The organism is Curtobacterium sp. PhB190, assembly GCF_004365385.1.
Classification (GTDB): domain Bacteria; phylum Actinomycetota; class Actinomycetes; order Actinomycetales; family Microbacteriaceae; genus Curtobacterium.
The window spans coordinates 207,565-234,253 of record NZ_SODN01000007.1 but is presented as its reverse complement, the minus strand read 5'-3'; the positions used below and the strand labels follow the sequence as shown (position 1 = coordinate 234,253).

At 71.9% G+C, this 26,689-nt stretch carries 27 protein-coding genes; 11 read left to right on the top strand and 16 right to left on the bottom strand.

Features of this window, described 5'->3' with window-relative positions; all coding sequences use genetic code 11:
• Positions 1 to 40 precede the first annotated feature (40 nt).
• From EDF47_RS13570 to EDF47_RS13555, 4 genes are read left to right on the top strand one after another with little or no spacing between them, the layout of a single operon-like run.
• A complete protein-coding gene (locus EDF47_RS13570; RefSeq protein ID WP_131878166.1) occupies positions 41 to 892 on the top strand; it encodes an alpha/beta hydrolase in 852 nt (283 codons plus the stop codon).
• Positions 885 to 1,493, top strand: coding sequence for a TetR/AcrR family transcriptional regulator (locus EDF47_RS13565; RefSeq protein ID WP_131878164.1), 609 nt, complete (start codon positions 885 to 887; stop codon positions 1,491 to 1,493). The genes EDF47_RS13570 and EDF47_RS13565 overlap by 8 nt, the downstream gene beginning before the upstream one ends.
• A gap of 38 nt (positions 1,494 to 1,531) precedes the next feature.
• Complete coding sequence (locus EDF47_RS13560) at positions 1,532 to 2,467, top strand: hypothetical protein (protein WP_131922272.1); 936 nt, start codon at positions 1,532 to 1,534, stop codon at positions 2,465 to 2,467.
• Positions 2,464 to 2,763: a Dabb family protein gene (locus tag EDF47_RS13555; RefSeq protein ID WP_123294686.1), complete on the top strand. Its 300-nt coding sequence runs from the start codon at positions 2,464 to 2,466 to the stop codon at positions 2,761 to 2,763. Before EDF47_RS13560 ends, EDF47_RS13555 begins: the two co-directional genes overlap by 4 nt.
• Positions 2,764 to 2,957: 194 nt before the next feature.
• Here EDF47_RS13555 and EDF47_RS13550 read toward each other — a convergent pair whose 3' ends face one another.
• Genes EDF47_RS13550 through EDF47_RS13535 form a run of 4 tightly spaced genes read right to left on the bottom strand, consistent with a single transcriptional unit; the run spans position 2,958 to position 6,646 of the window.
• A complete protein-coding gene (locus tag EDF47_RS13550; protein ID WP_131878160.1) occupies positions 2,958 to 3,971 on the bottom strand; it encodes a sugar phosphate isomerase/epimerase in 1,014 nt (337 codons plus the stop codon).
• A complete protein-coding gene (locus tag EDF47_RS13545) occupies positions 3,968 to 5,140 on the bottom strand; it encodes a Gfo/Idh/MocA family oxidoreductase (RefSeq protein ID WP_131878158.1) in 1,173 nt (390 codons plus the stop codon). Before EDF47_RS13545 ends, EDF47_RS13550 begins: the two co-directional genes overlap by 4 nt.
• A complete protein-coding gene (locus tag EDF47_RS13540) occupies positions 5,137 to 5,601 on the bottom strand; it encodes a heme-degrading domain-containing protein (RefSeq protein WP_131878156.1) in 465 nt (154 codons plus the stop codon). Before EDF47_RS13540 ends, EDF47_RS13545 begins: the two co-directional genes overlap by 4 nt.
• A 13-nt stretch (positions 5,602 to 5,614) precedes the next feature.
• On the bottom strand, positions 5,615 to 6,646 hold the full coding sequence (locus EDF47_RS13535; RefSeq protein WP_123340781.1) for a Gfo/Idh/MocA family oxidoreductase: 1,032 nt from the start codon (positions 6,644 to 6,646) through the stop codon (positions 5,615 to 5,617).
• Positions 6,647 to 6,810: 164 nt separating this feature from the next.
• On the opposite strand from EDF47_RS13535, the gene EDF47_RS13530 reads away from it, so the two are divergent.
• Positions 6,811 to 8,073, top strand: coding sequence for an MFS transporter (locus EDF47_RS13530; protein ID WP_123939097.1), 1,263 nt, complete (start codon positions 6,811 to 6,813; stop codon positions 8,071 to 8,073).
• Positions 8,074 to 8,153: 80 nt separating this feature from the next.
• On the opposite strand, the gene EDF47_RS13525 is transcribed toward EDF47_RS13530, so the two are convergent.
• Positions 8,154 to 9,194 (bottom strand): LacI family DNA-binding transcriptional regulator, encoded by a 1,041-nt coding sequence (locus tag EDF47_RS13525; protein WP_207906634.1) that lies wholly within the window; start codon positions 9,192 to 9,194, stop codon positions 8,154 to 8,156.
• A 72-nt stretch (positions 9,195 to 9,266) separates the two neighbouring features.
• Between EDF47_RS13525 and EDF47_RS13520 the strand changes: the two genes are divergently transcribed.
• On the top strand, positions 9,267 to 10,298 hold the full coding sequence (locus EDF47_RS13520; protein ID WP_131878154.1) for a Gfo/Idh/MocA family oxidoreductase: 1,032 nt from the start codon (positions 9,267 to 9,269) through the stop codon (positions 10,296 to 10,298).
• A 3-nt stretch (positions 10,299 to 10,301) separates the two neighbouring features.
• Here the strand turns inward: EDF47_RS13520 and EDF47_RS13515 are convergent, their stop codons facing one another.
• Positions 10,302 to 10,847 carry a flavodoxin gene (locus EDF47_RS13515; protein WP_243648959.1) on the bottom strand — a complete coding sequence of 182 codons (546 nt, stop codon included), beginning with the start codon at positions 10,845 to 10,847 and terminating at the stop codon, positions 10,302 to 10,304.
• A gap of 137 nt (positions 10,848 to 10,984) precedes the next feature.
• Entirely contained in the window at positions 10,985 to 11,842 is an 858-nt protein-coding gene (locus tag EDF47_RS13510; RefSeq protein WP_131878152.1) for an aldo/keto reductase, read from the bottom strand.
• 102 nt (positions 11,843 to 11,944) lie between these two features.
• On the opposite strand from EDF47_RS13510, the gene EDF47_RS13505 reads away from it, so the two are divergent.
• Together EDF47_RS13505 and EDF47_RS13500 are read left to right on the top strand one after the other, a co-directional pair.
• Complete coding sequence (locus EDF47_RS13505; protein ID WP_131878150.1) at positions 11,945 to 12,799, top strand: helix-turn-helix transcriptional regulator; 855 nt, start codon at positions 11,945 to 11,947, stop codon at positions 12,797 to 12,799.
• A 19-nt stretch (positions 12,800 to 12,818) separates the two neighbouring features.
• Positions 12,819 to 13,205 (top strand): VOC family protein, encoded by a 387-nt coding sequence (locus EDF47_RS13500; protein WP_131878148.1) that lies wholly within the window; start codon positions 12,819 to 12,821, stop codon positions 13,203 to 13,205.
• Positions 13,206 to 13,232: 27 nt separating this feature from the next.
• On the opposite strand, the gene EDF47_RS13495 is transcribed toward EDF47_RS13500, so the two are convergent.
• Positions 13,233 to 13,724: a MarR family transcriptional regulator gene (locus tag EDF47_RS13495; RefSeq protein ID WP_131878146.1), complete on the bottom strand. Its 492-nt coding sequence runs from the start codon at positions 13,722 to 13,724 to the stop codon at positions 13,233 to 13,235.
• Between the two features lie 38 nt (positions 13,725 to 13,762).
• Between EDF47_RS13495 and EDF47_RS13490 the strand changes: the two genes are divergently transcribed.
• Entirely contained in the window at positions 13,763 to 14,977 is a 1,215-nt protein-coding gene (locus EDF47_RS13490; protein WP_123340593.1) for an FAD-dependent monooxygenase, read from the top strand.
• A gap of 66 nt (positions 14,978 to 15,043) precedes the next feature.
• Here the strand turns inward: EDF47_RS13490 and EDF47_RS13485 are convergent, their stop codons facing one another.
• The 4 genes from EDF47_RS13485 to EDF47_RS13470 all read right to left on the bottom strand — a co-directional run bounded on the left by EDF47_RS13485 (position 15,044) and on the right by EDF47_RS13470 (position 20,791).
• Positions 15,044 to 17,479, bottom strand: a complete 2,436-nt coding sequence (locus EDF47_RS13485; RefSeq protein ID WP_133938544.1) for a glycoside hydrolase family 3 N-terminal domain-containing protein — start codon at positions 17,477 to 17,479, stop codon at positions 15,044 to 15,046.
• Positions 17,480 to 17,586: 107 nt separating this feature from the next.
• Positions 17,587 to 18,468: a carbohydrate ABC transporter permease gene (locus EDF47_RS13480; RefSeq protein WP_123313217.1), complete on the bottom strand. Its 882-nt coding sequence runs from the start codon at positions 18,466 to 18,468 to the stop codon at positions 17,587 to 17,589.
• Positions 18,468 to 19,490 (bottom strand): sugar ABC transporter permease, encoded by a 1,023-nt coding sequence (locus EDF47_RS13475; RefSeq protein ID WP_133938531.1) that lies wholly within the window; start codon positions 19,488 to 19,490, stop codon positions 18,468 to 18,470. Before EDF47_RS13475 ends, EDF47_RS13480 begins: the two co-directional genes overlap by 1 nt.
• A gap of 2 nt (positions 19,491 to 19,492) precedes the next feature.
• On the bottom strand, positions 19,493 to 20,791 hold the full coding sequence (locus EDF47_RS13470) for an extracellular solute-binding protein (RefSeq protein ID WP_133938533.1): 1,299 nt from the start codon (positions 20,789 to 20,791) through the stop codon (positions 19,493 to 19,495).
• Positions 20,792 to 20,936: 145 nt separating this feature from the next.
• Between EDF47_RS13470 and EDF47_RS13465 the strand changes: the two genes are divergently transcribed.
• Positions 20,937 to 21,968 (top strand): LacI family DNA-binding transcriptional regulator, encoded by a 1,032-nt coding sequence (locus EDF47_RS13465; protein ID WP_123294674.1) that lies wholly within the window; start codon positions 20,937 to 20,939, stop codon positions 21,966 to 21,968.
• Positions 21,969 to 21,975: 7 nt separating this feature from the next.
• On the opposite strand, the gene EDF47_RS13460 is transcribed toward EDF47_RS13465, so the two are convergent.
• The gene (locus tag EDF47_RS13460) at positions 21,976 to 22,959 is read right to left on the bottom strand and encodes an AraC family transcriptional regulator (RefSeq protein WP_133938535.1); all 984 of its coding nucleotides are present in this window, start codon (positions 22,957 to 22,959) and stop codon (positions 21,976 to 21,978) included.
• 121 nt (positions 22,960 to 23,080) lie between these two features.
• Here EDF47_RS13460 and EDF47_RS13455 point away from each other — a divergent pair, with 121 nt between their 5' ends.
• Positions 23,081 to 23,527: a MarR family transcriptional regulator gene (locus EDF47_RS13455; RefSeq protein ID WP_123294672.1), complete on the top strand. Its 447-nt coding sequence runs from the start codon at positions 23,081 to 23,083 to the stop codon at positions 23,525 to 23,527.
• Positions 23,528 to 23,594: 67 nt separating this feature from the next.
• Here the strand turns inward: EDF47_RS13455 and EDF47_RS13450 are convergent, their stop codons facing one another.
• The 3 genes from EDF47_RS13450 to EDF47_RS13440 are packed head-to-tail and all read right to left on the bottom strand — an operon-like array spanning position 23,595 to position 26,409.
• The gene (locus EDF47_RS13450; protein WP_133938537.1) at positions 23,595 to 25,442 is read right to left on the bottom strand and encodes a choice-of-anchor G family protein; all 1,848 of its coding nucleotides are present in this window, start codon (positions 25,440 to 25,442) and stop codon (positions 23,595 to 23,597) included.
• Positions 25,439 to 26,173, bottom strand: a complete 735-nt coding sequence (locus tag EDF47_RS13445; RefSeq protein ID WP_133938539.1) for a hypothetical protein — start codon at positions 26,171 to 26,173, stop codon at positions 25,439 to 25,441. The genes EDF47_RS13450 and EDF47_RS13445 overlap by 4 nt, the downstream gene beginning before the upstream one ends.
• Positions 26,170 to 26,409 (bottom strand): hypothetical protein, encoded by a 240-nt coding sequence (locus tag EDF47_RS13440; RefSeq protein WP_133938541.1) that lies wholly within the window; start codon positions 26,407 to 26,409, stop codon positions 26,170 to 26,172. The genes EDF47_RS13445 and EDF47_RS13440 overlap by 4 nt, the downstream gene beginning before the upstream one ends.
• Positions 26,410 to 26,689 lie beyond the last annotated feature (280 nt).

The following is a 26,689-nucleotide window of genomic DNA, read 5'->3' as shown; positions in this document are numbered from 1 at the left end:
TATTAGCTTTTAGCTAACACACTTAGCCATGGAGGCAGTCATGCTCGAACACCTGCGCACCGACGAAGGCACCATCGCGTACGACGTCAGCGGCGACGGACCGCTCGTCGTCCTCGCACACGGCATGGGCGACAGCCGGCACGCCTACCGGTTCCTGGTCCCCGAGCTCGTCGCCGCGGGCTACCGGGTGGCGAACGTCGACATCCGCGGGTGCGGCGACTCGAGCACGGGATGGGCGTCGTACCAGCGCGCCGACATCGCTCGCGACCTGGTCGCCGTCGTCCGGCACCTCGGCGGCCCCGCGGTCATCGTCGGGCAGTCGATCAGCGGTGGGGCGGCCACCATCGCCGCCGCCGATGCCCCCGACGTCGTCGCCGGCATCGTCGAGCTCGCGCCGTTCACGCGGAAGCAGTCGTTCGACCTCGGCGGCCTGCTCCGGAACCGCCACCACCGCGCCGGCACGTTCCAGCTCGCCAAGGTGATGACGACCGGGAGCCTGGCCGGCTGGCTGGCCTACCTGGACCTCGCCGTGCCGACGAAGCCGACCGACTGGACCGAGGAACTGGGCCGCATCGAGTCGACGCTGCAGCAGCCGGAGCGGATGGCGGTGCTGCGCGCGATGACCAAGACCTCGCCCGCAGACGCCGGTGCACGGCTGACGGACGTGCGGTGCCCCGTCCTGGTGATCGAGGGCAGCGCCGACCCCGACTGGGCCGTCCCGCGGGCCGAGGGCGAGCGGGTCCTGGCCGACCTGCCCGACGGGCTCGGCGAGCTGGCCGTCATCGACGGTGCCGGCCACTACCCGCACACCGAGACCCCGACCGAGGTCCTCGCACTCGTGCTCCCCTTCCTCGGCCGCACGCTCGCGCCGGTCGGCGGCCACCGTGGCTAGGGCAGGACTCGACCCCGCCGCCGTCACCACCGCCGCGGCGGGGCTGGCCGACGAGATCGGGCTCGCACGGCTGAGCATGAGCGTCGTCGCCGAACGGCTCGGCGTGAAGTCGCCGTCGCTGTACAAGCACGTCGACGGACTCACCGACCTGACCCGCCGGATCGCGATCCTCGCCGCGAACGAACTCGGCGACGACCTGCGCGACGCGATGCAGGGGCTCGCCGGCCGCGATGCCGTCGAGGCGGCCGCGCAGACCGTCCGCCGGTACGTGCAGCGGCACCCCGGTCGGTACGAGGCGACGGTCGGGATCCGTCCCACCGGGCCGGACGACCCGTTGGCCGTCGCCCTGGAGCGCACCCTCGCCTCGTTCGCAGCGGCGCTGCGCGGCTACGGGCTCGACCCCGCCGACGAGGTGCACGCGCTCCGTCTGCTGCGCAGTGTCCTGCACGGCTTCGCGACCATCGAGACGTCCGGTGGGTTCCAGATGCGCACCGACGTCGATGCGAGCTTCGAGTGGATCATCGCGTTCCTCGACCGGGGGTTCCGCGCGACGACCGCCGCCCCCAGTCATGGTCACGATCCGGACTCCCTGAACCGGTAGGGTTGTCACGAGCCAACATTCACTGCGGAAGGTGTGCCATGCCCCTCGACGATGAAGCCCCGGGTCGCGTGCTCGCACCGGGCCAGACCTGCCGGATCCGGATCTGGCACCGAGCCGACCGCAGCGTGACGACCGTGCACGAGTCCGCCGAGCGGCTCTACGAAGCGCCGAACTGGACCACCGACGGCCGTCTCGTGCTGAACGGCGACGGGGTCCTCTGGACGATGCCGTCCGACGGTGCCGCAGCTCCGGAGCACGTCGCGATCGAGGGCGTCCCGCCCCTGAACAACGACCACGTGCTCGATCCCGACGGCGTCACCGTGCACGTCAGCGCGAACGACTTCCACATCTGGAGCGCCCCGCTCGCCGGCGGCGCAGCGACCCGGGTCACCGCGGACGACGGCGGTCTGCACTTCCTGCACGGCGTCAGCCCCGACGGCTCCGAGCTCGCCTACGTCCGGCTCGACCCGTCCGGTGACGCCGTCTGGTCCTCGGGCACGATCCGGGTGATGGGCGTCGACGGCAGCTCGGACCGCGCCGTGACGACGGACCCCTCCGCGGCCGACGGCCCGGAGTGGACGCCCGACGGCGCGTGGATCCTGTTCAACACCGAGCAGTTCGAGTCCGCACCGGGGCACGCGCAGATCGCCCGGGTCCGACCGGACGGCACCGGGATCGAGCAGCTCACGGTCGACGAGCACGTCAACTGGTTCCCGCACCCCGCCCCGACCGACGACGCCGCCGTCTACCTGTCCTTCCCGCCCGGCACCGAGGGGCACCCGGCCGACGAGCGCGTGCGGTTGCGCCTCGTCACCGGTGACGGATCCGTCAGCGCCTGGGGACCCGAGGTCTGGCAGGCAGCCGAGACCATCGTCGAGCTCGACGGCGGGCAGGGCACCCTCAACGTCAACGGGTGGGCTCCCGACGGGTCCGCCTTCGCCTTCGTCGACTACCCCACCGGAGACCCCGCATGATCGTCCACACCGTCTGCTTCACGCTCGTCCACGCCGCCGGCTCCCCGCACGAGGCAGCGTTCCTCGAGACCGCCCGCGACACCCTGCCGGCGATCCCCGGCGTGCAGGACTTCACGGTGTCCCGCCAGGTGTCCACGCAGAGCGACTTCCGGTTCCAGTTCTCGATGGCGTTCGCCGACCAGGACACCTACTCGGCGTACGACGCACACCCCGCGCACCAGCGCTTCGTCGCCACCCGCTGGGCGGACGAGGTCGCATCGTTCCAGGAGTTCGACTTCGTGCCGCTGCCCGCCTGAGCGGGCGTCCGCTGGGCGCCCCAGGTTCCGAAATCCTCGCATCTCGGGGCACCCAGGGGCCGTCCACGGAACCCCGGGGAACGTGAGCGGCAAGTCGTGGAACCTCACGCCCGCGAACGCGACCGGTTGAGAGCCGGGAGGCCCGGTGCCAGCTGGAACCGGGCCTCCCGTCCGTCACGCGGTGACGACCACCGCTACTGGTTGCTGAAGGCGGCGTCGAACGCAGCCTGCGGCTGCGGCCAGAGCAGGGAGCGGACGAACGCGGCCGCCTCGGCGGCGCCGTGCAGGCGGTCCATGCCAGCGTCCTCCCACTCCACGGAGATCGGGCCGGCGTAGCCGATGTGCCGGAGCGCGCGGAACGCGTCCTCCCAGGGGATGTCCCCGTGCCCGGTCGAGACGAAGTCCCATCCGCGGCGTGGATCGCCCCACGGCAGGTGGGATCCGAGGATGCCCTGCCGGCCCGACGCGGAACGGATGCGGGTGTCCTTGCAGTCGACGTGGTGGATGCGGTCCGCGAAGTCGGTGATGAAGCCGACGGTGTCGATGCCCTGCCATGCCATGTGCGACGGGTCCCAGTTGAACCCGAAGGCCGAGCGGTGGTCGATCGCCTCGAGGGCACGCACGCTCGTCCAGTGGTCGTACGCGATCTCGGACGGGTGGACCTCGTGGGCGAACCGGACACCCTCGGCCTCGAACACGTCGAGGATCGGGCTCCACCGGTCCGCGAAGTCCTGGTAGCCGGCGTCGATGACGTCCTGCCCGACGGGCGGGAACATCGCGACGTACTGCCAGATGCTCGATCCGGTGAACCCGACGACGGTGTCGACACCCATCTTCCGGGCCACGCGGGCCGCACGCTGCATGTCGGCGGCGGCGCGCTGCCGGACGCCCTCGCCGTCACCGTCGCCCCACACGGTGTCGCGCAGGATCGCGCGGTGGCGGAAGTCGATCGGGTCGTCGCAGACGGCTTGCCCTGCGAGGTGGTTCGAGATCGCCCACACCCCGAGGCCGTGGCGGTCGAGGACCTCGAGCCGGCTCCGCAGGTAGGCGTCGTCCTCGTCCGCGCGGGCGAGGTCGAGGTGGTCGCCGGACGCTGCGATCTCGAGACCGTCGTAGCCCCACTCCGCGGCCAGGCGGGCGACCTCCTCGAAGGGCAGGTCGGCCCACTGCCCGGTGAACAGGGTGACGGGGTTGGTGGTGGTGCTCATCGTTCCTCCGTGCTGGTGCTCGTCCACCGTCCGGTCGCGGCTCCGCGCAGGACGGCGTCGACGACCTCGAGGGAACGGACACCGTCCTCGACGGTGGGGAGTCCCTCGGGTGTCTCGCCACGGACCGCGGCGTAGGTGTCGGCGCAGAACGCCGCGAAGGCGTCCGTCCAGCCCTGCGGGTGCCCGGCCGGTGTCCGGTTGAGCCGCGCCTGGCCGGCGGAGACGGATCCTTCGGCACGGTGCACCGTCGTGGAGCCGTGCTCGCCGCCGAACCACACGGACTCGGGGTGCTCCTGGTCGAACACGGCAGACCCCTGCGAGCCGTCGACCTCGATCCACAGGCGGTTCTTCCGGCCGGCGGCGACCTGCGAGACGACGGTGTTGGCCAGGGTGCCGTCGGCGGTGGCGAAGGTCACGACGGCGGTGTCCTCGGTGCGGACCGGGACGGTGCCGGTGCCGGTTTCGGCGCTGGTGCCGGTTCCGGTTCCGGGTCCGGGTCCGGGTCCGCCGAACGATGCGCCGGCGGAGGTGGGGTCGGGGCGCTCGGCGTAGGCGATCGACGTCCGGGCGGTCAACTCCGTGAACCTCGTTCCGGTGATGAACTCGGCCAGGTCGGTCCAGTGCGTCCCGATGTCCGCGAACGCCCGCGACGGACCGCCCCGCTCCGGGTCGACCCGCCACGTCGAGGCGTCCGGCGACACCATCCAGTCCTGCAGGTACGAGCCGTGCACGGTCAGCACCCGGCCGAGCGTGCCCGCGGCGACCCGGGCACGGAGCTCCCGGACCATCGGGTGGTACCGGTACACGTACGGGACCGTGCTCACCGTGCCGGCGGCGCGCACGGCATCGGCGAGCCGTCGGCCCTCCGAGAGCGTCATCGCGACCGGCTTCTCGACGACGGTGTGCAGCCCGGCCGCCGTGGCGGCCAGGGCGTAGTCGACGTGGGTGTCGTTCGGCGTGCAGACGTGCACGACGTCCGGCCGGTCCGCGACCAGTTCGTCGACGGACGCGTACCCGGTCGGCACGCCCCACCGTTCGGCGGCCTGCCGGGATCGCGACGCCGACGAGCCGAGCACCCCGCCGACGACCGCGCCGGCGTCACGGGCCGCCCGGACGTGCGCGTCCGCGATCATGCCCGTCCCGATCACGGCGACGCGGAGTGCGGTCACCGGCGTCCCTCGAGGAACGCACGGAGCCCGGCGACGACGAGGTCGTGGTCCTCCGTCGAGGACAGGCCGGAGGCCGTCGCGGCCGCGACCACACCGGCACCGCGGACCCGGATCGGGAACGACCCTCCGGTCACGGCGTACTCGGCGCCGAGCCACCCGATCGCAGCGGGATCGACCCCGGCGGCGGACAGCCGGGCGTCGACGAGGGCACTCGACTGCTCCATCCGGAGCACGACCGCGGCCTTGCGATCGATCCAGACGTGCTGGTCCGGGGTGATGCCCGGGGTCGCCGCGCGGAACAGCCCGAGGCCGGGACGCCGGATGTCGATGCCGACGGCGTGGCCGGCGTCGTGGGCGATGCCGCGGATCAGGGAGCCCAGCTCCCAGGCGTCGTCGTGGGTGAAGGCGTCGAGCACGAGGTCGCGCTCCTGCTGTTCGAGGGTGGTGATGAGGTCGGACATCGTCGTCTCCTGCTCAGCCCGCGGCGATCTGCGCGCGGGCGGTGTCGACGGTCTCGAGGATCGAGATCGTCTCGTCGAGGGTGTGCAGCGGGGACTCCGTCCGCCCCTCGCCGACGAAGCGTGCCAGGGCGGTGGCTTCCCAGGCCAGGGCGGCGAAGCCCCGCAGTGGTGTCGGGTCCTGCCAGTGCAGGACGGGCGAACCGTGCGCTGCTGCCGAGATCGTGAAGGTCGTCGGGTTGTAGAACGGTCCGGCGAAGTCGATCGTGCCCTCGGTGCCGGCGATCGACGCGGTGGTGGGCGTGCGGGCGGCGATGGTCGTGTGCAGGACGGCCTGGGCGGCGCCGTGTTCGAGGACGAGCGAGCCGGAGGCGTCGACGCCGGACTCGGTCATCCGGCCTCGTGCCGTGACGCGGTCCGGGGTGCCGAGCACCATCGACGCGAACTGCACGGCGTAGATGCCGAGGTCGAGCAGCGCTCCCCCGCCGAGCTCCGGACGGAACAGCCGGTGGTCCGGGCCGAACGGGATCGCCTGGCCGTGGTCGGCGAGCACGCTGCGCACCGCACCGAGCGCACCGTCCGCCAGCAGGGTCCGGAGCACCGAGGCCTGCGGCAGGTAGCGGCTCCACATGCCCTCCATCGCGAGCACCCCGGCGGCGCGTGCGGCATCGGCGACGGTACGGGCCTCGGCAGCCGTGACGGTGAAGGGCTTCTCGATGAGCACGTGCTTGCCGGCGGCGATCGCTGCCAGGGCCACCGCGGCGTGCTCACTCTGCGGTGTCGCGATGTAGACCACGTCGACGTCGGGCCGGGCGACGAGGGCGTCGACACCCTCCACGGCTGCCTCGATCCCGTGCTCGGCGGCGAACGCGGATGCGCGGGGCAGTGACCGGGACGCGACGGCGACGATGCGCTGGGCGGTCGAAGCGCGCACCGCGGTGGCGAACTCGCCGGCGATCCAGCCGGGGCCGACGATCCCCCAGCCGAGGGACGGCTCACCGGACGCCGTCGTGAAGAGCTCGGGTTCGGGCAGGGCGGTGGGGATCATCGTGCTCCAGTGCTCTCGGTTCCGTGGTTCGTCGTCGGGCGGTGGCATTTGCGCTTGGCACGAGATAACATCGCCGACGTCGTCAGGTTAGCACGAGCCAAACGCGCGTCACCGATGACCGGGTTTCCGACCGGACGACGTGCACACGACCCGAGGAGGAGTCGATGTCGACAAGGCTGCCGGCGCACCCGTTCACCACCGCCACCCCGACCAACCACGTCAGCAACTGGTACCTGACCGCCCTCGGACTGGCACAGTTCGGCATCTACGTGGCGATCTTGTCGCCGGTCTACGTCAGCATGCAACTAAAGGCCCAGGCGCTGAACCCCGACGACCCCGCCTCGGTGATCGCCGTCGCGCTGCCGCTCGGATCGCTCGGCGCGATCTTCGGCAACCCGCTGTTCGGCGCCCTGAGTGATCGAACCCGGACGCGGTGGGGGCGCCGCCGCCCGTGGCTACTCGGCGGCATCCTGGTGCTGCTCGGCGGACTCGCCATGGTGGCGTACTCGCCGAACGTCGGCATGCTCACCGTGGCGTGGATCATCTGCCAGCTCGGGTCGAACGCCGCCTACTCGGCCATGATGGCCAGCTGGGCGGACAACGTGCCCGAGCTGCAACGCGGCCGCGCCTCGAGCGTGATCGGGCTGGCGCAGAACCTGGCCGTGCTCGCCGGCACGTACGCCGCCGTCCTGCTGGTCGAGAACCTGCCGCTGCTGTTCATCTTGCCCGGCATCCTCGGCGTGCTCTGCGTGCTGGTGTACGCGTTCGTCACCCCCGACCGCATCCCCGAGGTCCGACCGAAGCCGTTCTCGTGGCTCACGATCGTGCAGACCTTCTGGACGAACCCGATCACGCACCGCGACTACGGACTGGCGTGGTGGTCGCGGTTCCTGATCATCCTCGCCACGTTCCTGTTCACGACGTTCCGGCTGTTCTACATGCAGGACCACCTCGGCATGACCGCGCAACGCGCCACCTCGGCAGTGGCGTTCGGTGTCCTCCTCTACACGATCGCACTCATGATCGGCACGGCGTTCTCGGGCTGGCTGTCCGACCGGCTGCGGCGCCGCAAGGTGTTCGTCGGCGGCTCGACCCTGCTCTTCGGCGTGGGCCTCGTCGTGCTCGTCTACGCGCAGGACGTCACCGTGTTCTACGTCGCCGAGGTGATCATGGGCTTCGCCTACGGCATCTACGTGGCCGTCGACAACGCCCTGGTGGTCGACGTCCTGCCCGACAAGGACAAGCCCGGCAAGGACCTCGGCGTCATGAACATCGCGAACTCCCTGCCGCAGTCGTTCGCGCCGGCACTCGGTGCCTTGCTGCTCGGGGTCGGCGCTGGTGACAACTACCCGGTGCTGCTCTGGGGCGCCGGCATCGTGGCACTCGTCGGCGCACTCGTCGTGATCCCGATCCGCAGCGTGCGCTGAGCGGCAGCCACCCCGACCCGGAACGACATGGTCGACGTCGCACGACGTCCACCACGTCGTTCCGGGTCAACGCTCGACGCTCAGCGCTCGGCAGGACCCGTCGACGCGCGCACCACGAACCCGGTCGGTGTCGCGACACGACGTCGCTCCCCACCGTTCCCCGAGGTCCGGTCGAGGACGGCAGCCAGCGCCGCGTCGACCGTCGCCTCGACGTCCTGGTGCACCGACGTCAAGCGGTGGTAGCTGAGCGACGCGAGGTAGCTGTCGTCGAAGCCGACCACCGACACCCGTCCCGGCACGTCGACACCGTGCTGCGCGAAGACGGCGAGCAGGCCGGTGGCGCACTGGTCACCGCAGCAGACCACGGCGGTGGGCAGGGTGTCGCGGGCGACGAGCGTGCGGGCGGCCGCGGCGCCATCCTCTTCGCTGAAGCCGCTGGGGACGACGTCGGTCTCGGCTGCGAGTCCGGCGCCCTGCATCGCGGCACGGTACGCGGTCGCACGATCGAGGCCGACCAGCCCGTCCTCGCCACCGACGTAGGCGATGCGGCGGTGACCGAGACCGATCAGGTGCTCGACCGCGGCGCGGAGCCCACCGGTCTCGTCCACGTGCACGTTGTCGGCGTAGGGGGCGTCCGTCCACTCGCCGAGGAGCACGACCGGCACGAGGCGACTCGCCTCCTCGAGCGCGGTCGCGTCGGGGTCGGGGTTGAACACGACGAGGGCCTCGACGCGTTCGCCGAGCAGGTCGGCCACCACCTGGTCCGTCGAGCGCTCGGCACCGGCGGGGCCGAGGGCGACGCCGAAGCCCTGCTCGGCGGCACGGGCGAAGAGCCGTTCGACGAACCGGACCTGGAACGGGTTGCGCATGCTGAAGACCGCACCGATGAGCCGCGTGCGGCCCTCGCGGAGCAGCCGGGCCGAGGTGTGCGGGCGGTAGCCTAGCTCGGCCGCCGCCGCGAGGATCCGGTCGCGGGACTCCGCGCTGGGTCCGGGCGCGCCGCGGAGCACGAGCGAGACGAGCTGCCGGGACATCCCGACGTGCTCGGCGACGTCGCGCATCGTCGGCAGGCGGCCGCCGGTGGGGCGCCGCTCCGGCAGGTCGTCGGTCCCCGTCGTCACCCGGCCAGTCTGGCACGTGCGAAGGACGCGTAGGCTGCGATGGCACGAGCCAATCCCTGCGAGAGGACGACGATGACCCTGACGCTGCCCACCCCGGTGCTGCCCGACCCCGACGCCGTTCCGGCCCTGCGGTGGGGCGTGATCGGCACTGGCATCGCCGGCAAGTTCGTCACCGCGATCCACCGGCACACGCCGCAGCGGGTGATCGCCGTGACCGCCCGTGATGCTGCGAAGACCGCACGGTTCGCGAAGGAGCACGGTATCGACCGGACCGTGCCGAGTGTCGAGGCGCTCGTGACCGACCCCGAGGTCAACGTCGTCTACGTCGCCACCCCGCACCCGCTGCACCGCGAGCAGGCCCTCGCTGCGATCGCCGCCGGCAAGCACGTCCTGATCGAGAAGCCGATCGCGATGTCCGCTGCCGAGGCGCAGGAGATCACCGGTGCGGGACGGGCCGCCGGCGTGGTCGTCATGGAGGCGATGTGGACGCGGTACCTGCCGCAGTCGGACATCATGCGGCGACTGCTCACCGACGGCACGATCGGCACCGTCCGGCTCGTGACCGCCGACTTCGGGTTCGTGATGCCGTACGACCCGGGGCACCGCCTGTGGGCGCCGGAGCTCGGCGGCGGCGCGCTGCTGGACGCCGGCGTCTACCCGATCTCGTTCGCCGCCTCGGTGCTCGGCTCCCCGGACCGCGTGCTGGTCGAAGGGGCGAGCGGTCCGGGCGGCGTCGACGTGCGCGCCGACCTGCTGCTCTCGTACGCGGGCGGAGCCCGGTCGATGTTGTCGACGTCGCTCGAGACCGCGCTGCCCGTGCGAGCCTCGGTCGTCGGCACCGAGGGACGCATCGACGTCGGCAGCCCGTTCTTCGGGCCCTCGTCGATCACCGCGGTTCGTGGGAACTTCGCGGCGTCGGAGTCCGCGACCTGGACGGACCAGCGACTCGAGGTGCTGCATGACGGGCTCGCCTACCAGGCCACCGCACTCGCGTCCTTCGCAGCCGAGGGGCGGATCGAGTCGCCGGTGCACACGCACGACGATGTCGTCGGCGTGATGCGGGTCATCGACACGGCCCGGGCAGCGATCGCTGCGGCCCTGTGACGGTCAGGTGAGCCCGACGTTCCGCAGCCACCGGTCGACGTCGTCTCCGGCAGCGCGCTCGCGGACGTCTTCGCCGCGCACTGCGAGCCCCTCGCCGAGCGTCGCCCCGGTGTCGAGGTCGCGGTAGAAGGACTCGGTGGAGCCCAGACCGCTCACCGCGTACGTGACGACCGGCAGCAGCCGCTTGCCGGACAGGTCGACGGCCTCGACGAAGGTCGCCATGATCATCGGCGGCTGGACGTTCCAGATCGGGCTCCCGAGCAGCACCGTGTCGTAGGCGCGCAGATCGGGCAGTTCGCTCGCGATCTCCGGACGGGCGTCGTCGTCCTGCTCCGTGCTGTTGCGCGCCACGGTGGCGTCGTAGCGGTCGGAGTAGGGGTCGGCGGCCTCGATGCGGACGACGTCGCAGTCGATCCGGTCACCGATCAGACCGGCGAGGACCTCGGTGTTGCCCGTGTCGATGGTGCGCCGACCGCCGTTCCAGTAGTTCTCGCCGGGTCGGGAGAAGTACGCCAGCAGGACGCGGTCGTCGCGCGCGGTCGGGGACACGGTGCTCCTCGGGGTGGTGGACGGAGTGGGCGCGGTGGTGCACGCGGCCAACAGCCCACCCACGGCGACACTGAGCGTGCTCGCTGTGGCGGTCCGCAGCACCTGACGGCGGGTGGGCTGCCGGCCGGGCACGCAGATCAGGCTTCGGCGCGGCCGGTGAGCCAGCGGACCATGTCGGGGTCGACGTGGGAGAAGAACTGCGACTCACCGGCCTCGAGCTCGGCGATCGTCGCCATCTGCTCGTCGGTGAGCTCGAAGTCGACGACGTCGAGGTTCTGCTGCATGCGCTCGGGCTTGACGGACTTCGACACGACCACGACGCCGCGCTGCACGAGCCACCGGAGCACGACCTGCGCGACCGATTTGCCGTGCGCCGCACCGATCTCGGACAGGACCGGGTTGGTGAACAGATCGTTCTTGCCCTCGGCGAACGGCGCCCATGCCTCGAGCTGCACGCCCTCCGTCTGCATCAGCTCCTGGTAGTCGGCCTGCTGGTGGAACGGGTTCGTCTCCATCTGGTTCACCGCGGGCACGACGTCGGCGAACGCGATGAGGTCCACGAGTCGGTCGGCGGCGAAGTTGGACACGCCGATCGCGCGGAGCCGGCCGTCTCGGTGCGCCGTTTCGAGAGCACGCCACTCGCCGTAGTAGTCACCGAACGGCTGGTGGATCAGGTACAGGTCGAGGTAGTCCAGGCCGAGCTTCTGCAACGACGTGGTGATCGCGTCACGGGCGCCGTCCTCGCCGCGGCGCTGGATCCACAGCTTCGAGGTGATGAACAGCTCCTCGCGGGGCACACCGCTGGCGGCGATGCCCCGGCCGACGGCTTCCTCGTTGCCGTACGAGGCGGCGGTGTCGATCAGTCGGTAGCCGGACGTGATCGCATCGGTGACGGCCCGCTCGGTCTCGTCGGCGGGGATCTGGTAGACGCCGAAGCCGAGCTGCGGCATCGTCGTACCGGTGTTGAGGGTCACTGTGGGAGTCGTCTTCGCCATGACTCCCATGAGACTCCCGCGACGGCGTCCGTGGGAGGGCGGGCTCTTCCGTGTACCAGCAGTCACTCCTTCGCGACAGCGCGTCGTCGTACGGTGAGGGGCATGGACAACCAGGCCGAGGTCAGTGACTTCCTCCGCACCCGGCGTGCTCGCATCACGCCCGAGCAGGCCGGCCTCATCAGCGGCGGTCGGCGACGCGTCCCCGGGCTCCGTCGCGAGGAGGTCGCGATGCTCGCGGGGACGAGCATCGACTACTACGCAAAGATCGAGCGCGGGAACCTCTCCGGGGTGTCGACCGAGATCCTCGAGGCGATCGCCAGTGCGCTGCAACTGGACGACGCCGAGACCGAGCACCTGCACGACCTCGCCCGCGGCGCGGCTCCGGCCCCGATCCGTCGGCGGACCACCACGCCGGAGCCAGTCGTGCGTCCGAGTCTGCAACGCTTCCTCGACACGGTCACCGGGACACCGACGTGGGTGCGGAACCGGCAGATGGACATCGTCGCGACGAACCCGCTCGGCCGGGCGCTCCTGGCACCGGTCCTCGACGCCCCGGGTGCGCAGGGCAACAACGCACGCTTCACGTTCCTCGACCCCGCGGCCCGGACCTTCTACCCGGACTGGGTGGCGGGCGCGAACAGCATCGTCGCGACGCTCCGACAGACTGCCGGACAACACCCGCACGACAAGGACCTCACCGGACTCATCGGGGAGCTCGTGACCCGGTCCGACGAGTTCCGGGCCCGCTGGGCTGCCCACGACGTGCGGTTCCACCGCACCGGTGCGAAGCGGATCCACCACCCCGACGTCGGCGACCTCGAGTTCACGTACGAGGCGTTCGACCTGCCCGACAGTCCCGGGTGGACCATGTACGCCTGCACGGCGACAGCCGGGTCGCCCACCGGAGAACGCCTCACCCTGCTCGGCAGCCTGTCGGCGACCTCGGCAACGAGCTGACGTGGGTACCGTCACTCCCGTGCCCGGTCCTCGCCTCATCCACCACCTCGGGGTCTTCGCCAGCGACTTCGCCGCGAGCGAGGCGTTCTACACGGCGGCACTCGCGCCACTGGGGGTCGAGGCGGGCTACCGCACCGAGTCCGTCGCCGAGTACTGGACCACCGGCCAGGACACCCCGAGCGTCTCGCTCGAGACCGCACCCACGACGGCGGCGGTGACCCGTGGTCTGCACCTGGCGTTCGAGGCGGCGAGCCGCACCGAGGTCGATGCGTTCCACTGGGCGGCCGTCGCGTCCGGCGGGCTCTCGCGCCACGAGCCTCGGTACTGGCCCGAGTACCGCGCCTACACGGCGTTCGTGAGCGACCCCGACGGCAACAACGTCGAGGCGCTCGTCAAGGAGCACTGAGCGCGGCGACGCCGCCCGTCGGTTCCCTCAGCATGCCTGCAGGCGACCGTTCGCCGACGCGGCGGCGTCGGTCATGCGTCGCAGGAACGCCAGGACGACCCGCGTCTCCTCAGGATCGGTGTCCCGCACCGTGGCGGCGATCTCGGCACCGGAGAACGCGAGGAACCGCCCGCTCTCGGCGCGCGCGGACTCGGTCGGCCGCAGGGTGACCCGCCGTCGGTCGGCGCTCTCGCGGTGCCGGGTGACGTGCCCGGCCCCTTCGAGGCGGTCGAGCAGTACCGACGTGGCGCCCGACGTCATGCCGATCCGCCGGGCCAACTGCGCCGGGGAGAGTGGCTCGCCGGCCTGGTCCGCCCACACGATCTGCCCGAGGGCGTTCGCGTCGGAACCGGGCAGACCGATCCACGACGACAGGTGGCGCTGGAGTTCGTCGAAGGTGACGGCCCAGTCGCGCAGCGCGTGCATGACGGCCACCTCGTCGTCGGACCACACCGTGGTGAGGGGGTCGATGTCGGGCATCCAGGTTCCTTTACTGTGCAGTTGCTTTACTGTAAAGCATGACCTCACAGCACGCAGTGATCTCCGGAGCCAGCATCGCAGGCCTGTCCGCCGCCTGGTGGTTGCGCCACGTCGGGTGGCAGGTGACGGTGATCGAACGTGCGCCGTCCTTCCGCGACGGCGGGCAGAACGTCGACGTCCGCGGGGTCGCTCGCGAGGTGCTCGAGCGCATGGGCCTGGTCGACGCCGTCCGCGCACGCAACACGACCGAGACCGGGACGGTGATCGTCGATCGTGACGGCAAGGTCCGGTCCGAGCTGCCCTCCGACGGCCCGGACGGTGCCACCGCAGAACTCGAGGTCCTGCGCGGCGACTTCGCCCGGGTGATCCTCGACGACCTGCCCGACGGCGTCAGCATCGTCTACGGCGAGACGATCCAGGACGTCGACGACCAGGCCGGCGGACGCCGGGCGACCGTGACCACCGACGCCGGACGGGTGCTCGACGCCGACCTCGTGGTCATCGCCGAGGGCGTCCGCTCCCGGACCCGCGACCGGCTCTTCGCCGCGGAGGGCGAGGTCGACGAGCGGGACCTCGGGGTGACCATGGTCTTCGGGACGATCCCGCGCACGCCGTCCGACGACGACCGCTGGCGCTGGTACAACGCTGTCGGCGGGCGTCAGGTCCACCTGCGCCCGGACCCGTACGGCACGACGCGGGCGATCCTGGCCTACGCCGGCGGCGACGACCTGGTCGGCCGCTCGCGGTCGGAGGCCCTGGCGACACTGCGGACCCGCTACGCCGACGCCGGCTGGCAGACCGAGCGCGTGCTCGACGGGTTCGACGGCTCGGACGACGTCTACCTGGACGAGCTGACCCAGATCCGGATGCCGCGCTGGCACCGCGGCCGCGTGTGCGTGATCGGCGATGCGGCCTGGTGCGTGACACCGATGGGTGGCGGTGGCGCTTCGCTCGCCCTGACGAGCGGGTACGTGCTGGCGGCATCGGTCACGGCGGACGAGGACCTCGACCGCGCGCTCGACGCCTTCGACACGTGGATGCGCCCCCTGGTCGACAAGATCCAGGGCATCCCGAAGGGCATCGTGCACTTCGCGTACCCGCAGACCCGGCTCGGGCTCGCCGCCCGGGGTGTGGCGGACAAGGTGCTGCTGTCGGCGCTCTTCCGACCACTGGCAGCACGGCTGACCCGGGTCGCCGACAGCGATCGCCCCCTGCCGCCACTGCCCGAGACCCTGCAGCAGGGTTCGCGGTAGCGCTGCCGGGGCGGGCCGTGCGTCCTGATCCGTCCGCACGGCCCGCCCCGTCGGCGCAGCCCCGGTTCAGGCCACCGTCCACTCGACGACCCGCGGGTCGTCCAGCGTCACCTCGTGCACCGGCCCCGTCACGTCGACCGTGGCGCGCTCCGTCGCGGAGCCGGGGACGGGGTGTCGGACCGGCCCGTCGCCGGACGCGACGATCCCGCCTGCCGGCACCGGGCCTCCCGGTCGTGACGCCGCCGCGTGGGACGCGACCCAGACCTGCACGGCACCGGGTTCGACGACCCGGCGCATGCGACGGTCGGTGAACGCGAACCGCTGGACGGGGACGCGGAAGCGGACCCGGGTGGACTCCCCCGCGGCGAGCGCGACGCGCGCGTAGCCGAGCAGCTGGACCTCGGGTCGGGTGACGCTGCCGTGCACGTCGTGGCCGTAGAGCTGGACGACGTCCTCGCCCGCGTGTGCGCCCGTGTTGCGGACGGTCACGGATGCCTCGAACACGGCGTCGGAGCGGACGGACGCGTCGACGACCAGGTCGTCGTACGTGAACGTCGTGTAGCCGAGGCCGAAGCCGAACGGGCGGACCGGCGTCGAGTCGGCGGCGGTGACGTCCGAGGGCCCCCCGAGCCGCGGGTGCAGGTACGTGTACGGCTGGGCGCCGGCGGCACGGGGCAGCGAGACGGGCAGGCGACCGGACGGCGATGCGGCGCCGGTGAGCAGGTCGGCGATGGCGGTGCCGCCCTCCTCGCCGGGGAAGAAGGCCTGCACGACGGCGGCCGGACGTCCCGCGCCGGCCGGGCCGGCGGCGACGACGCCGTCGCCGCCGCCGTCGAGCGCCCACCCGATGGCGTACGGCCGCCCTGTGAGCAGCACCACCACGGTCGGCGTGCCGGTGGCGACGACCGCCTCGACGAGCGAGCGTTGCACACCCGGCAGGTCGAGCGACTCGGTGTCGTTCCCCTCGCCGACGGTGCCGCGGCCGAACAGGCCGGCCTGGTCGCCGACGACGACGACCGCGACGTCGGAGGCAGCGGCCACGGCGACGGCGTCTGCGAAACCGGCACGGTCGGAGCCGGTGACGGCGCACCCCGCGGCGAAGCGCACGGCGTCGTCGCCGAGGGCGTCGACCATCGCCTCGCGCACGGTCGGGATGGCGAAGCCGAGCGGCAGGTCGGGGTGCGACGCGAGCACGTGGTTGGCGAACGAGTAGCAGCCCTGCAGGGCCTCGGCGCGGTCGGCGTTCGGGCCGATGACGGCGACGGACGCCCCGGCGCGCAGCGGCAGCACGGGCGCGGCGGCCGGCACGCCAACGCCAACGCCCGCACCAGCACCAGCGCCAGCGCCAGCGCCAGCGCCAGCGCCAGCGACCACATCGTCGTTCGACAGCAGCACCAGCGACCGCGCCGCCAACTGCTTCGCCAACGAGCGGTGCAGCGGGGTGTCCAGGTCGATCCCGGTCGGCGGTTCGTCCTCGAACGCCTGCGGGTCGAGCAGCCCCAGTCGCTCCTTCTGCCGCAGCACCCGCAGGACGGCGCGGTCGACGAGGGCCTCGTCGAGCAGACCGGCCCGCACCCGCTCGACGAGCGGCGCGAGGTACGCGTCCCCGGTGGGCAGCTCGACGTCGATGCCCGCCTCGAGCGCGAGCGCCGCGGCTTCGCCACGATCCGCGGCGATGCCGTGCATGACCTCGAGGAACGCGACCGAGAAGTAGTCCGCGACGACGGTGCCGTCGAAGTCGAGCTCGTCACGCAGCAGTCCGGTCAGCAGTTCACCGTTCGCCGCGACGGGCACGCCGTCGATCTCGGCGTACGAGTTCATGACGCTCCGGGCGCCCCCGTCGCGCAGGGCCATCACGAACGGCGGCAGGTACACGTCGGCGACCTCGCGCGGTCCGGCGTGCACGGGCGCGTGGTTCCGCCCCGCCTGCGAGGCCGAGTACCCGAGGAAGTGCTTGAGGGTCGCGTCGACGCCGGCCGACTGCAGACCGCGCACGTAGGCGGTCCCCACGGTGCCGACCAGGTACGGGTCCTCGCCGATGCACTCGTCGACCCGCCCCCACCGCGGGTCGCGCACCACGTCGAGCACCGGGGCGAGCCCCTGGTGCACGCCGAGCTGCCGCATCGACGCGCCGATGGCGGCGCCGACCTGCTCGACCAGGTCGGGGTCGAAGGCCGCACCCCACGCCAGCGGGGTGGGGAACGTCGCGGCCTTCCACGCGGCGAGCCCGGTCAGGCACTCCTCGTGCACGAGCGCGGGGATCCCGAGCCGGGTCTCGCGCTTGAGTCGCCGCTGTTCCGCCCACAGCCACGCCGCGCGGTCGTCGGGTTCGACCGGTCGGGTGCCGTAGACGCGGGTGAACTGGCCGATGCCGTCGCGGGTGATGTCCGCCAGGGTGCGGCCGTCGGCGGCCGCCGCCATCTCACCCTGCATGGGCGCGACGACGCCGGTCTGGTCGAGCCAGTAGCCGACGAGCTGCGCCGCCTTCTCGTCGAGCGTCATGGCGGCGAGCAGGGCGGTGGCGCGGTCGGGTCCGGTCGCGTCGGGTGCGTCGTGGTCGTCCTGGAGGCGCGGCTGGCGTCCGGTGTCCCGGGTCGCGTCCGTCGTCGTCACCCCTTCACCGCCCCGGTCAGGCCGCCGACGATGCGGCGCTGGAAGATGGTGAAGAACACCAGTGCCGGGATCATCGACATCGACGTGAACGCCAGCACCTTGGCCGTGTCGACCGAGTACTGCGACGAGAACGCCTGCACGCCGAGCGGCAGTGTGTAGCTGCCCTCGTTGTTCAGGATGAACAGCGGCAGGATGTAGCTGTTCCAGCTCGCGATGAACGCCAGGATGCCGACCGTGACGACGCCCGGCAGCGACAGCGGCACGACCATGCGGAAGAAGAACCCGAGGCGGCTGGCGCCGTCGATCGACGCTGCCTCTTCGAGCTCGTCCGGGATCGCCCGCAGGAACGGCACCAGGATGATGACCGTGGTCGGCAGCGCGAAGGCGATCTGCGGCAGGATCACGCCGGCCAGGCTGTTCGTCAGACCGAGGTCCTTCACGAGCAGGTACAGCGGCGTGATGGCGACGGTGATCGGGAACATCAGACCGGCGGCGAACAGGGCGTACAGCGCACCGCGGCCGGCGAACCGGTAGCGGGCGAGCACGAAGCTCACCATCAGTCCGAGCACGACGACGCCCGCGGTGGTGGTCACGGCGCTGATCGTCGAGTTCGCGAGCTGCTGCCAGAAGATCCCGCTGGACAGCACGGATCCGTAGTTGCCGAGCTCGAACGGCGCTGGTAGCCCGGCCGGGCTCGTGGTGATCTGCGAGTTCGTCCGGAAGCCGCCCAGCACGATGTACAGCACCGGGGCGAGGTTCGCGGCGACGAACAGGATCGCCACCAGGTAGGTGAGCGGGTTCGCGCGACCGATGGCCGCGCTGGACCGCCGCTCCCGCGTGGCCCGCCGCCCGGGGGCGACGATGCTCGTGGTGGCCATCAGTTCTTCCTCTCGGTGAGTGCACCCGCGGTGTCGCGGCGGAGCACGAAGCGCTGGTAGATCAGGGCGACGGCGAGCGAGATCACGAACATGACCACGGCGACGGCGCTGCCGAAACCGAAGTTGCCGGACGTGCGACCGTTGGCGACCATGTACGTCGCCATCGTCGAGGTGCCGGCGGTCGACGAGATGTACTGCCCCCAGATGATGTAGACGAGGTCGAACAGCTGCAGTGAGCCGATGATCGACAGGAACGCCCAGATCCGGATGGTGGGGCCGAGCAGCGGCAGGGTGATCCGCCGCTGGATCTGCCAGTAACCGGCGCCGTCGATGGCCGCGGCCTCGAACAGCTCCTCGGGGATGCTCTGCAGGCCGGCCAGGAACAGGATCACCGCGAAGCCGATGTACTTCCACGAGATGATCACGAGCAGGGTCCAGATGGCGATGTCCGGGTTGGACAACCAGTCGGCCCGCAGCCCGCCGAGCCCCATGCCCTGGAGCAGGTCGTTCACCGCGCCGTTCGACTGGAGCATCAGGCTCCAGCCGGTGCCGACGATCACCTCGGAGATGACGTACGGCACGAACACGAGCACGCGGACGAGCCCGCGGCCGTGCATCTTCTGGTTGAGCAGGAGCGCGAGCACGATGGCGATCGGCCCCTGCAGCACGAGGGACAGCACGACGATGAAGCCGTTGTGCATGAGGACCGCGTGGAACGCCTTGTCCTGGAAGATGATCAGGTAGTTCTGCAGCCCCACGAAGTCGGTGGGCGGCCCGTAGCCCTGCCACTTGAAGAACCCGTAGTAGGCGGCGAGCACCACGGGCAGGATCACGAAGGTGACGAAGACGATGATCGCGGGGCCGGCGAGCACCGCGATCTCGACGCGCTTCCGCCAGTCCGCGATGCGGCGCGTGGACCGCCGTCCGGCGGGGAGCGGCGCACCGCTCCCCGCCGGGGACGTCCCCGCGGCCGTGTCCGACCCGGTGGCCGGTGTCGTGCCGAGCGAGGTGTCGAGGGTCATGGTCAGCCCTTGGCCGCAGCCTGGTTGGTGGTGTCCACGATGTCCTTCGCGCTGCCCTTGCCGGCGAGCAGGTCGACGACGCTGGTGTTCAGCGCGTTGCCGACGTTCTGGCCGTACAGGGTGTCCAGGTACTGCGAGACGAACGGCGCGTCCTGGTAGGCGGCGAGCGCCGACTTCAGGTAGTCCGCGTCGACGACCGACTGGGCCTCCTGGTTGACCGGGATGGCCTGGAACGCCGTGTAGTAGGCCTCTTGGTTGTCCTTCTGCACGATGAAGTTCAGGAAGTCCGTGCAGGCCTTCTTCGGGGCCTTCGCCGAGCAGGAGTTGCCGTCGACGCCGCCCATCATCGACTTCGGGTCACCCTTGCCCCCGTCGATCGTGGGGAACGGGAACCAGCCGAGGTCGGCCAGCGGCTTGCCGTCCGGGGTGAGCGAGCTGATCACGCCCGGGTCCCACGCGCCCATGAGTTCCATGGCGGCCTTGTGGTTGGCCAGGAGTCCGGCGGAGCTGCCGGCACCCTGCTGGGCAGCGGTCGTCAGGAAGCCGTCGTTGAACGGCTTCGTCGCGGTGAAGTCCTCGAGCTGCTCGCCGGCCTTCGTCCAGCACGCGTTGTCGAACTTCAGCGACTTCGCCGCGCCCTCGAGCGTCTTCTGGCTGCACTCGCGCAGCGCGAAGTTGTAGTACCAGTGGGCGGCGGGCCAGGCGTCCTTCGCACCGACGGCGACGGGGTCGATGTCGGCGGCCTTGAGCTTCGCGATGTCGTCGTTCAGCTCGTCCATCGTCGTCGGGGTACGGTCGATGCCGGCTTTCTGGAACAGGTCCTTCGAGTACCAGATGCCCTCGGGGAGCACGGCACCGGGCATGGCGTAGGTCTTGCCGTCCTTCTCGTAGCCCGCGAACGTCCCGGCGCTGATCGACTTCTTCGCGTCGGCGCTGATGGAGCCGGAGATGTCCATGAGCTGCCCGGCGGCGATCATCGCGTCCATCTTGCCGCCGCCGCGCTGCAGGAAGACGTCCGGCCCGTCGCCCGAGTTGAGCGCGGTCTGCAGCTTGCCGTCCAGGTCCTCGTTCTGGATGGCCTGCGTCTTGATGGTGACGTTCGGGTACTTCGCCTCGAACGCCTTGACCGTCGAGGCCCAGTAGGCCTTGCCGGGTCCGGTGGTGGAGTTGTGCCAGAAGGTCATCGTGACCTTCCCGTTGCCGTCGTCGGCCGCGTTGCCGCCTGCCGAGCAGCCCGTGGCCACCAGTGCTGTCGCCCCGATCAGCGCGATGGCTGCCGCGGCACGGATCTTCCTCGTCATCGTGGAACTCCTCGTGTCGTCGTTGACATGCAGCGACATCCACTGCCGCTGCGGAGAGCGTGCCAGGTGCTCCTGCCGCTTGTCAATCGATATCGATAACGTTTTCTACGCCGTTTCGACTCGCCATCAGCGGTACGGTGAGCACATGGACTCGGCACTCGGCGCGCGTCCCGGTGCCGGCCGGGTGACGATCGGCGACGTCGCACGGGTCGCGGGGGTCTCGATCCCCACCGTGTCGAAGGTCATCAACCAGCGCGACGGCGTCGCCGCGGCCACGATGATCCGCGTGCAGCAGGTCGTCGCCGACCTCGGCTACGAGACCTCCTTGGTCGCCCGCAGCCTGCGGAGCTCCCGCACCGGGGTCGTCGGGATCCTGGTGCCCGAGTTCGAGCCGTTCTCGACCGAGCTCCTGCGCGGCATCTCGAGCGCGACGACCGGCACCGGCTACGAGCTGCTCGCCTACGCCGGCCTGATGACCGGCGCCGACCGCCCGGGCTGGGAACGCCGGTCGCTGTCCCGCCTGTCCGGCACCCTCATCGACGGCGCCATCGTCGTCACCCCGACCACGGCCCTGTCGAGCTCGTCGATCCCGGTCGTCGCGATCGACCCGCACACCGGACCCGAGGGGCACGCGACGGTGGATGCCGACAACGAGGGCGGGGCCGTCCAGGCCGTCGAGCACCTGCTCGCGCTCGGGCACACCCGGATCGCGCACCTGCGGGGCCGCGTCGACCTGGCGTCCGCCCAGCTGCGCGAGGCCGGGTACCGCTCCGCACTGACCGCCGCCGGACTCCCGATCGACGAGCGGCTCGTCCGCGACGGCGACTACCAAGAGGAGCAGTCCGCGGCCGTGGCGCGGGACCTGCTCACGATGGACGAGCGACCGACCGCGGTGTTCGCCGCGAACGACTCGTCAGCCGTCGGTGTGCTGCGGGCCGCGGCAGAGCTCGGCCTGCGGGTGCCGGAGGACCTGTCCGTCGTCGGGTTCGACGACGTCCCCCAGGCGTCGATCACCACCCCGCCGCTCACCACCGTGTCGCAGCCACTGGCCGAGCTCGGGTCCCGCGCGGTCGAGATGCTGCTGACGATGCTCCGTGGCGAGGCCGCGTCGGACCACGTCCGTCTGTCGACCACGCTGCGGGTGCGTTCCAGCACCGGCCCCGCGCCGCGGGCCTGACCCCCGGCTAGCGGCGCAGGGTCTGCTTCGGGTACTCGCCGAACCTGGCTGCGTACGACGCCGAGAACCGGCCGAGGTGCGCGAACCCCCAGCGTCGGGCGACGTCGCCGATCGCTCCGACCTGCGGGTCGAGTGCGAGGAGTTCGCTGCGCACGCGGTCCAGACGGACGTCCCGCAGGTAGGTGAGCGGCGACACGTCGAACACCCGACGGAACGACTCCTGCACCGACCGCACGCTCAGGCCGGCCACCGCGGCGAGGTCGGCGATGGTCACGGTCTCGGACGCGTGCGCGTGGACGTACTCGACGGCGGCGCGCAGCCGGGCGTTCCGCGGCAGGGCCAGTTCGGCCGGCAGGTCGTCGAGCTGCGGCGGGAAGGTCTCGAGGAACGCGGCGATCGCGAGCGACTTCGCCGCGACCCAGGTGTCGGAGTCCGGACCGCCGACACGGAGCGCGCGGGACAGCGCGGCGAGGGCACCCTGCCACCGGCCGTACATCGCGTTGTCCGGTTCGCGCGTGTGGTCGAAGCGCAGCGGGCGGTCGCCCAGGTCGAGCTGTTCGCCGGCGACCCGGTGCACGAGCTCCCGGTCGAGGTGCACCAGACGCTGGTCGTGGTCCTCGGCCGCGAAGACGAACGCGGTGTCGCAGGGCAGCAGCGTCGGCACGTTCCGGTGCAGGTCCACCCGCTGCCCGCCGACGTCGAGGTGGGCGCTGCCGCTCGTCATCCACGCGACGATGTAGTCGGTGCTGATCGGCATCGCACCGCGCAGGACGCCGCGCATCTGGGACCGACGGATGCTGATCTCGGTGTCGCCGACCGCGGTGTAGCGGTAGAGGAACTCGCCGCCGGTCTGCTGGGCGGACCACTGCTCGGCGCCGTGCACCGTGGCCAGGTCACGCGCCGCCGACTCCGGATCGGTGCCGGACACCTCGAAGCGCACCGACTCGCTCGCGCGTCCGCCGGCAGGTGGGGCCTCGTACGTGTCAGTCACGGTGCAACGCCCCGGTGCCGGACACCCGAACCTGACCGTGCGACTCGTTATGTGAATACGCTGACCCGGTGAGCACGGCGTACGGTGACGCGGACCCGATCGGTTCGAAGGGGGCGCGCTCGTGAGCGATCTCGACCTCGTGGCGGCGCTGACCCGACTCGAAGCAGCAGTGTCCGCACTGCGGGCGCGGCTGCGCGACCAGCTCGACGTCTCTGGCAGCGACCTGACCGTGCTGCAGTTCGTGTCCCGCGCCGAAGCGGCCGACCGGACCGTCCGCGTGAAGGACCTCGCGAAGCACCTCGGCCTGACCGGCCCGGCGGTGACCGGCATGGTGGACCGACTCGAGCAGAGCGGACACCTCAGCCGCGTGCCGAACCCGGCCGACGGACGGAGTCGCCACATCGAGCTGACCGAGACCGCCAGACGCGACTACTCGATCGCCATGGACGGCACGAACAAGCACCTGCACGAGCTCTTGGCCTCCTTCTCGGAACGGGACAGGGTCCGGTTCGTCCGGATCGTCGACCGCATCATCGCGGCCGTCGACCTCGGCGCCCCGAGCCCCTGACGGCAGATTACGGGCGGTCAGCGTGCGACTCCGGTGATTGTCCACCATGCGCAGCTAGGTAACGATGCTACCTATCTCGGGGGCGGGCCGTTCCGACGAGCGACACCGAGTTCGGCCCCACCACGGCGCTGGCCAGGTCGACGCGGGCCAGTCCCCCGGGCACCAGGGCGTCCGCGATCGACAGGCGGAGTGCGGTCTGCGTGTACTGCCCAGTCGTTGCACGGCCGGCCGGGGTCGGGGCGGCCGTGCGGTCCTGCTGCACGTTCACCCGGAGCGAGAGCACCCCGGGCAGCCACGCGAGGACCGTCCCGAGCGCGCGGACGACCGGGCCGCCGATCGTCGTCGTCAGCGTCGTGCCGAGCGCCCCGACGAGTGCGAACAACCGGGTCGTGAGCGTCCCCACCACCGCCTGGGTCAACGGGTTCACGAGCGACGTCGCGAGGCCGGTCACGACGCCGAGCAGACCACCCAGGTCGAGTCCGAGCAGCGCGACCCCGACCGACAGCTTCGTCTGCCCCGCCATGAGCGCCGCGACCCCGGTGTCGACGCCGATCGACAGCGTGGCGATCTTCACGCGGATGCCGAGCACCAGGGGTGCGCTGAGGTCGGCGGCGAGCGCGATCCGGACGTGCAGGGACCCGAGCGCGGTCGTCAGGGCGGTCGTGATCTTCCCCGCCCAGGCGTCCACCACCTGCCCGAGCCGGTCGGCCAGCGCACCGAGGGTGACGGCGTCGAGCACCACCTCGTGGTTCGGCGGCAGGTCGTTGAGCCCGTGCGCGTCGTCGCCGAGCAGGTGCGCGAGGTCGACCCGGACGGATCCGGCCGACAGGTCGAGCGACAACGTTCCGCCGGCGTCCTGCACGGGTTCGGCGAGAAGCGGCGCGACCGCGCCCGCCAGGTCCGGCCCGGTGATCTCGATCGTGCCCCCGATGGTGCCGAGCCCGAGGCTGCCGGTGAGCCCGCCGAGCACCCCGAGCACGCCCTGGTTGATCGTCCGTGCGAGCGCTCCGTCCGTGCCACCGAGTGCGTCGACCGTGGCGTCGAGCTGCACCACGGTGTCGTTCACGGCCGTGACCAGCGCACCGACGAGCGGGCTGTCCACACGGAGGTCGAGGCTCGCGATGCCGTAGTCGCGCTCGAGCCCGGCGGGCCCGCTGTCGGCAGCGACCTGTTGCACCGCGGCCCGCAGGTTCGTCGCGAGCGTGCGCTGGACGACCCCGCCCCACACGTCGTCGCTGATCGCGTCGCACCCGGCCAGCTGCGCACTCGCACCGACGGCACCGACGTCGAGCCCCACGTCGGTGACGTCCGCGATGCCCGGCAGCGCGCGGCCGAGCGTGATCGACGCCGGGTCGGGCAGGTCCCCGGACGGGGTCGTCGGCGTGACGAGCACGCCACCGGAGTCCGCGACGAGCCCGGATGCCGCCACCGCGTCACCGGTGCCCGACGCCGTCGCGACCTGGTTCACCGCGCCCGCCGAACCGGCCGGCAGTCCGAGGCCGAGACCGGTGAGGTCGATGCCCGCCACGTCGCCGAGCAGCCCGACGTCGAGCGGGTTGCCGAACGCCTGCGTGAACGGGCGGCCGCCGGTGCCGAGCTCGGGCGCGGTGGCCGGCTCGACCGATGCCGGTGCGGCTCCGGTCTTCGCGACGTCGACCCCGCGCACCGTCGCGACGTCGTCGAGGTCGATGCCGGCGATGCTCCCGCCCAGGAACCGGCTCGAGGCCGTCGACGTGTAGTCCGCGTCGGTGCCGCAGTCGAACGACGACGTCCCCACGGCCCCGTGCGCCCACTCGCGGTCCGACCACGACGCGGTGCTCGGGACGGCGGTGGGCGTGACCAGGGCTGCTGCGACGACGATGCCGGTGACGACCGCGATCCGCCCACGGCGCAGGTGCAGCGGACGCCGGCTCACGACCGGCTCCCGGGGCGTCGGAATCGGAGGGCGACGCCGGCGAGCACGGCCGCGACCGCGACGAGCACCGGCCCCGCGAACCCGCCGCCCGTCATCGCGAGGACGACCGGACCGACGTCGTCGCCCCCGCCGTCGCCACTGCCGTCGCCGTCGCCGTGAGTCGGGCGTCCGGGCACGACGGGGTCCCCGCCGCGCGCGGTCACGCCGACGCCGACCTCGGCGGTCCGGGGCACCGTGGTCGCGGCGTCACCGAGGGACAACCGGACGAGCAGGTACGCCGAGCCGTCGCCGTCCGGGTCGGGCACACGGACCGACGGCGCGGTCGTCGCCCAGTCGACGAGGGGGACGGCGTCGACGAGGGCGGCGGTCTGTCCGCCGCACGTGGGGGCTCCGGACGGGTCCCCCCACGGCTGGTCGCACGTCGCCACCGACACGAGCACGCCGTCGGTCCCGCCCGGCAGGCCGCCCCGCCCCGTGAGCTGCAGGTCGAGGGTGACCGGGCCGGGCGCGTCGACGCTCGTCCGCACCTGCCACGTGACGTCCGCGTCGTTCCCCGCCCCGGGCAGCACGAGGGGCTCCGGACCGGTGTGCAGCACCAACCGGCCCGGCGTGCCGGTCTCGGCCACGGGCCTCCAGTCCGTCGCGGCGACCGCCACCGCCGTCGTGCCGATGCCGGCCGCACCGACGAGCACCGCGGCGACCGCCGCGGAGGTGGCGAGGACGCGGGTCACGAGTCCTCCCGCCGGGCCGGCCAGAACGCCCACGCGACGAGCACGCCGACGAGCGCGACCGCCAGCCCACGGGCCGGGGCACTCGTGACCACGACGAGCACCGAGCCGAGGCCGGGGGCGTGCGCCAGCACGAGTCCGGCGTGCCGGACGACGTACGGGTCGCGGTCGTCGGAGGCGTTGTCGTCGCCCCGCAGGGTGAGCGACCGCGCCGCGGTGTCCCCCGGCACCCGGTCCACCGCGACCACCCGGTGGGTGACGGGCAGGGCCGACCCCGCGCGTGGGACCGTGACGACGTCCCGTCGGTGATCTCGGCCGCGGGCACGCGGTGCGTGATGGCGAGCCCGCCCGCGGGGATCGTCGGGGCCATCGACCCGGTGGTGACGACGACGAACGACAGCCCGGTGAACGCCACGGCGGCCCAGGCGAGCAGGCACGTGAGCCCGATCGCGCCGGCGACCGTCAGGACGACGGTGCGGATGCGGTCGGCAGGACGACGGGGCGGCGCCGCGCCCTCGT

Coding starts and splice junctions, on each gene's coding strand:
- EDF47_RS13555 (WP_123294686.1), top strand. CDS start 2,464: ATGATCGTCCACACCGTCTGCTTCACGCTCGTCCACGCCGCCGGCTCC.
- EDF47_RS13510 (WP_131878152.1), bottom strand. CDS start 11,842: ATGGCGAAGACGACTCCCACAGTGACCCTCAACACCGGTACGACGATG.
- EDF47_RS13560 (WP_131922272.1), top strand. CDS start 1,532: ATGCCCCTCGACGATGAAGCCCCGGGTCGCGTGCTCGCACCGGGCCAG.
- EDF47_RS13550 (WP_131878160.1), bottom strand. CDS start 3,971: ATGAGCACCACCACCAACCCCGTCACCCTGTTCACCGGGCAGTGGGCC.
- EDF47_RS13485 (WP_133938544.1), bottom strand. CDS start 17,479: ATGACGCTCGACGAGAAGGCGGCGCAGCTCGTCGGCTACTGGCTCGAC.
- EDF47_RS13535 (WP_123340781.1), bottom strand. CDS start 6,646: ATGATCCCCACCGCCCTGCCCGAACCCGAGCTCTTCACGACGGCGTCC.
- EDF47_RS13465 (WP_123294674.1), top strand. CDS start 20,937: ATGGACTCGGCACTCGGCGCGCGTCCCGGTGCCGGCCGGGTGACGATC.
- EDF47_RS13570 (WP_131878166.1), top strand. CDS start 41: ATGCTCGAACACCTGCGCACCGACGAAGGCACCATCGCGTACGACGTC.
- EDF47_RS13530 (WP_123939097.1), top strand. CDS start 6,811: ATGTCGACAAGGCTGCCGGCGCACCCGTTCACCACCGCCACCCCGACC.
- EDF47_RS13520 (WP_131878154.1), top strand. CDS start 9,267: ATGACCCTGACGCTGCCCACCCCGGTGCTGCCCGACCCCGACGCCGTT.
- EDF47_RS13475 (WP_133938531.1), bottom strand. CDS start 19,490: ATGACCCTCGACACCTCGCTCGGCACGACACCGGCCACCGGGTCGGAC.
- EDF47_RS13505 (WP_131878150.1), top strand. CDS start 11,945: ATGGACAACCAGGCCGAGGTCAGTGACTTCCTCCGCACCCGGCGTGCT.
- EDF47_RS13540 (WP_131878156.1), bottom strand. CDS start 5,601: ATGTCCGACCTCATCACCACCCTCGAACAGCAGGAGCGCGACCTCGTG.
- EDF47_RS13480 (WP_123313217.1), bottom strand. CDS start 18,468: ATGGCCACCACGAGCATCGTCGCCCCCGGGCGGCGGGCCACGCGGGAG.
- EDF47_RS13490 (WP_123340593.1), top strand. CDS start 13,763: ATGACCTCACAGCACGCAGTGATCTCCGGAGCCAGCATCGCAGGCCTG.
- EDF47_RS13470 (WP_133938533.1), bottom strand. CDS start 20,791: ATGACGAGGAAGATCCGTGCCGCGGCAGCCATCGCGCTGATCGGGGCG.
- EDF47_RS13495 (WP_131878146.1), bottom strand. CDS start 13,724: ATGCCCGACATCGACCCCCTCACCACGGTGTGGTCCGACGACGAGGTG.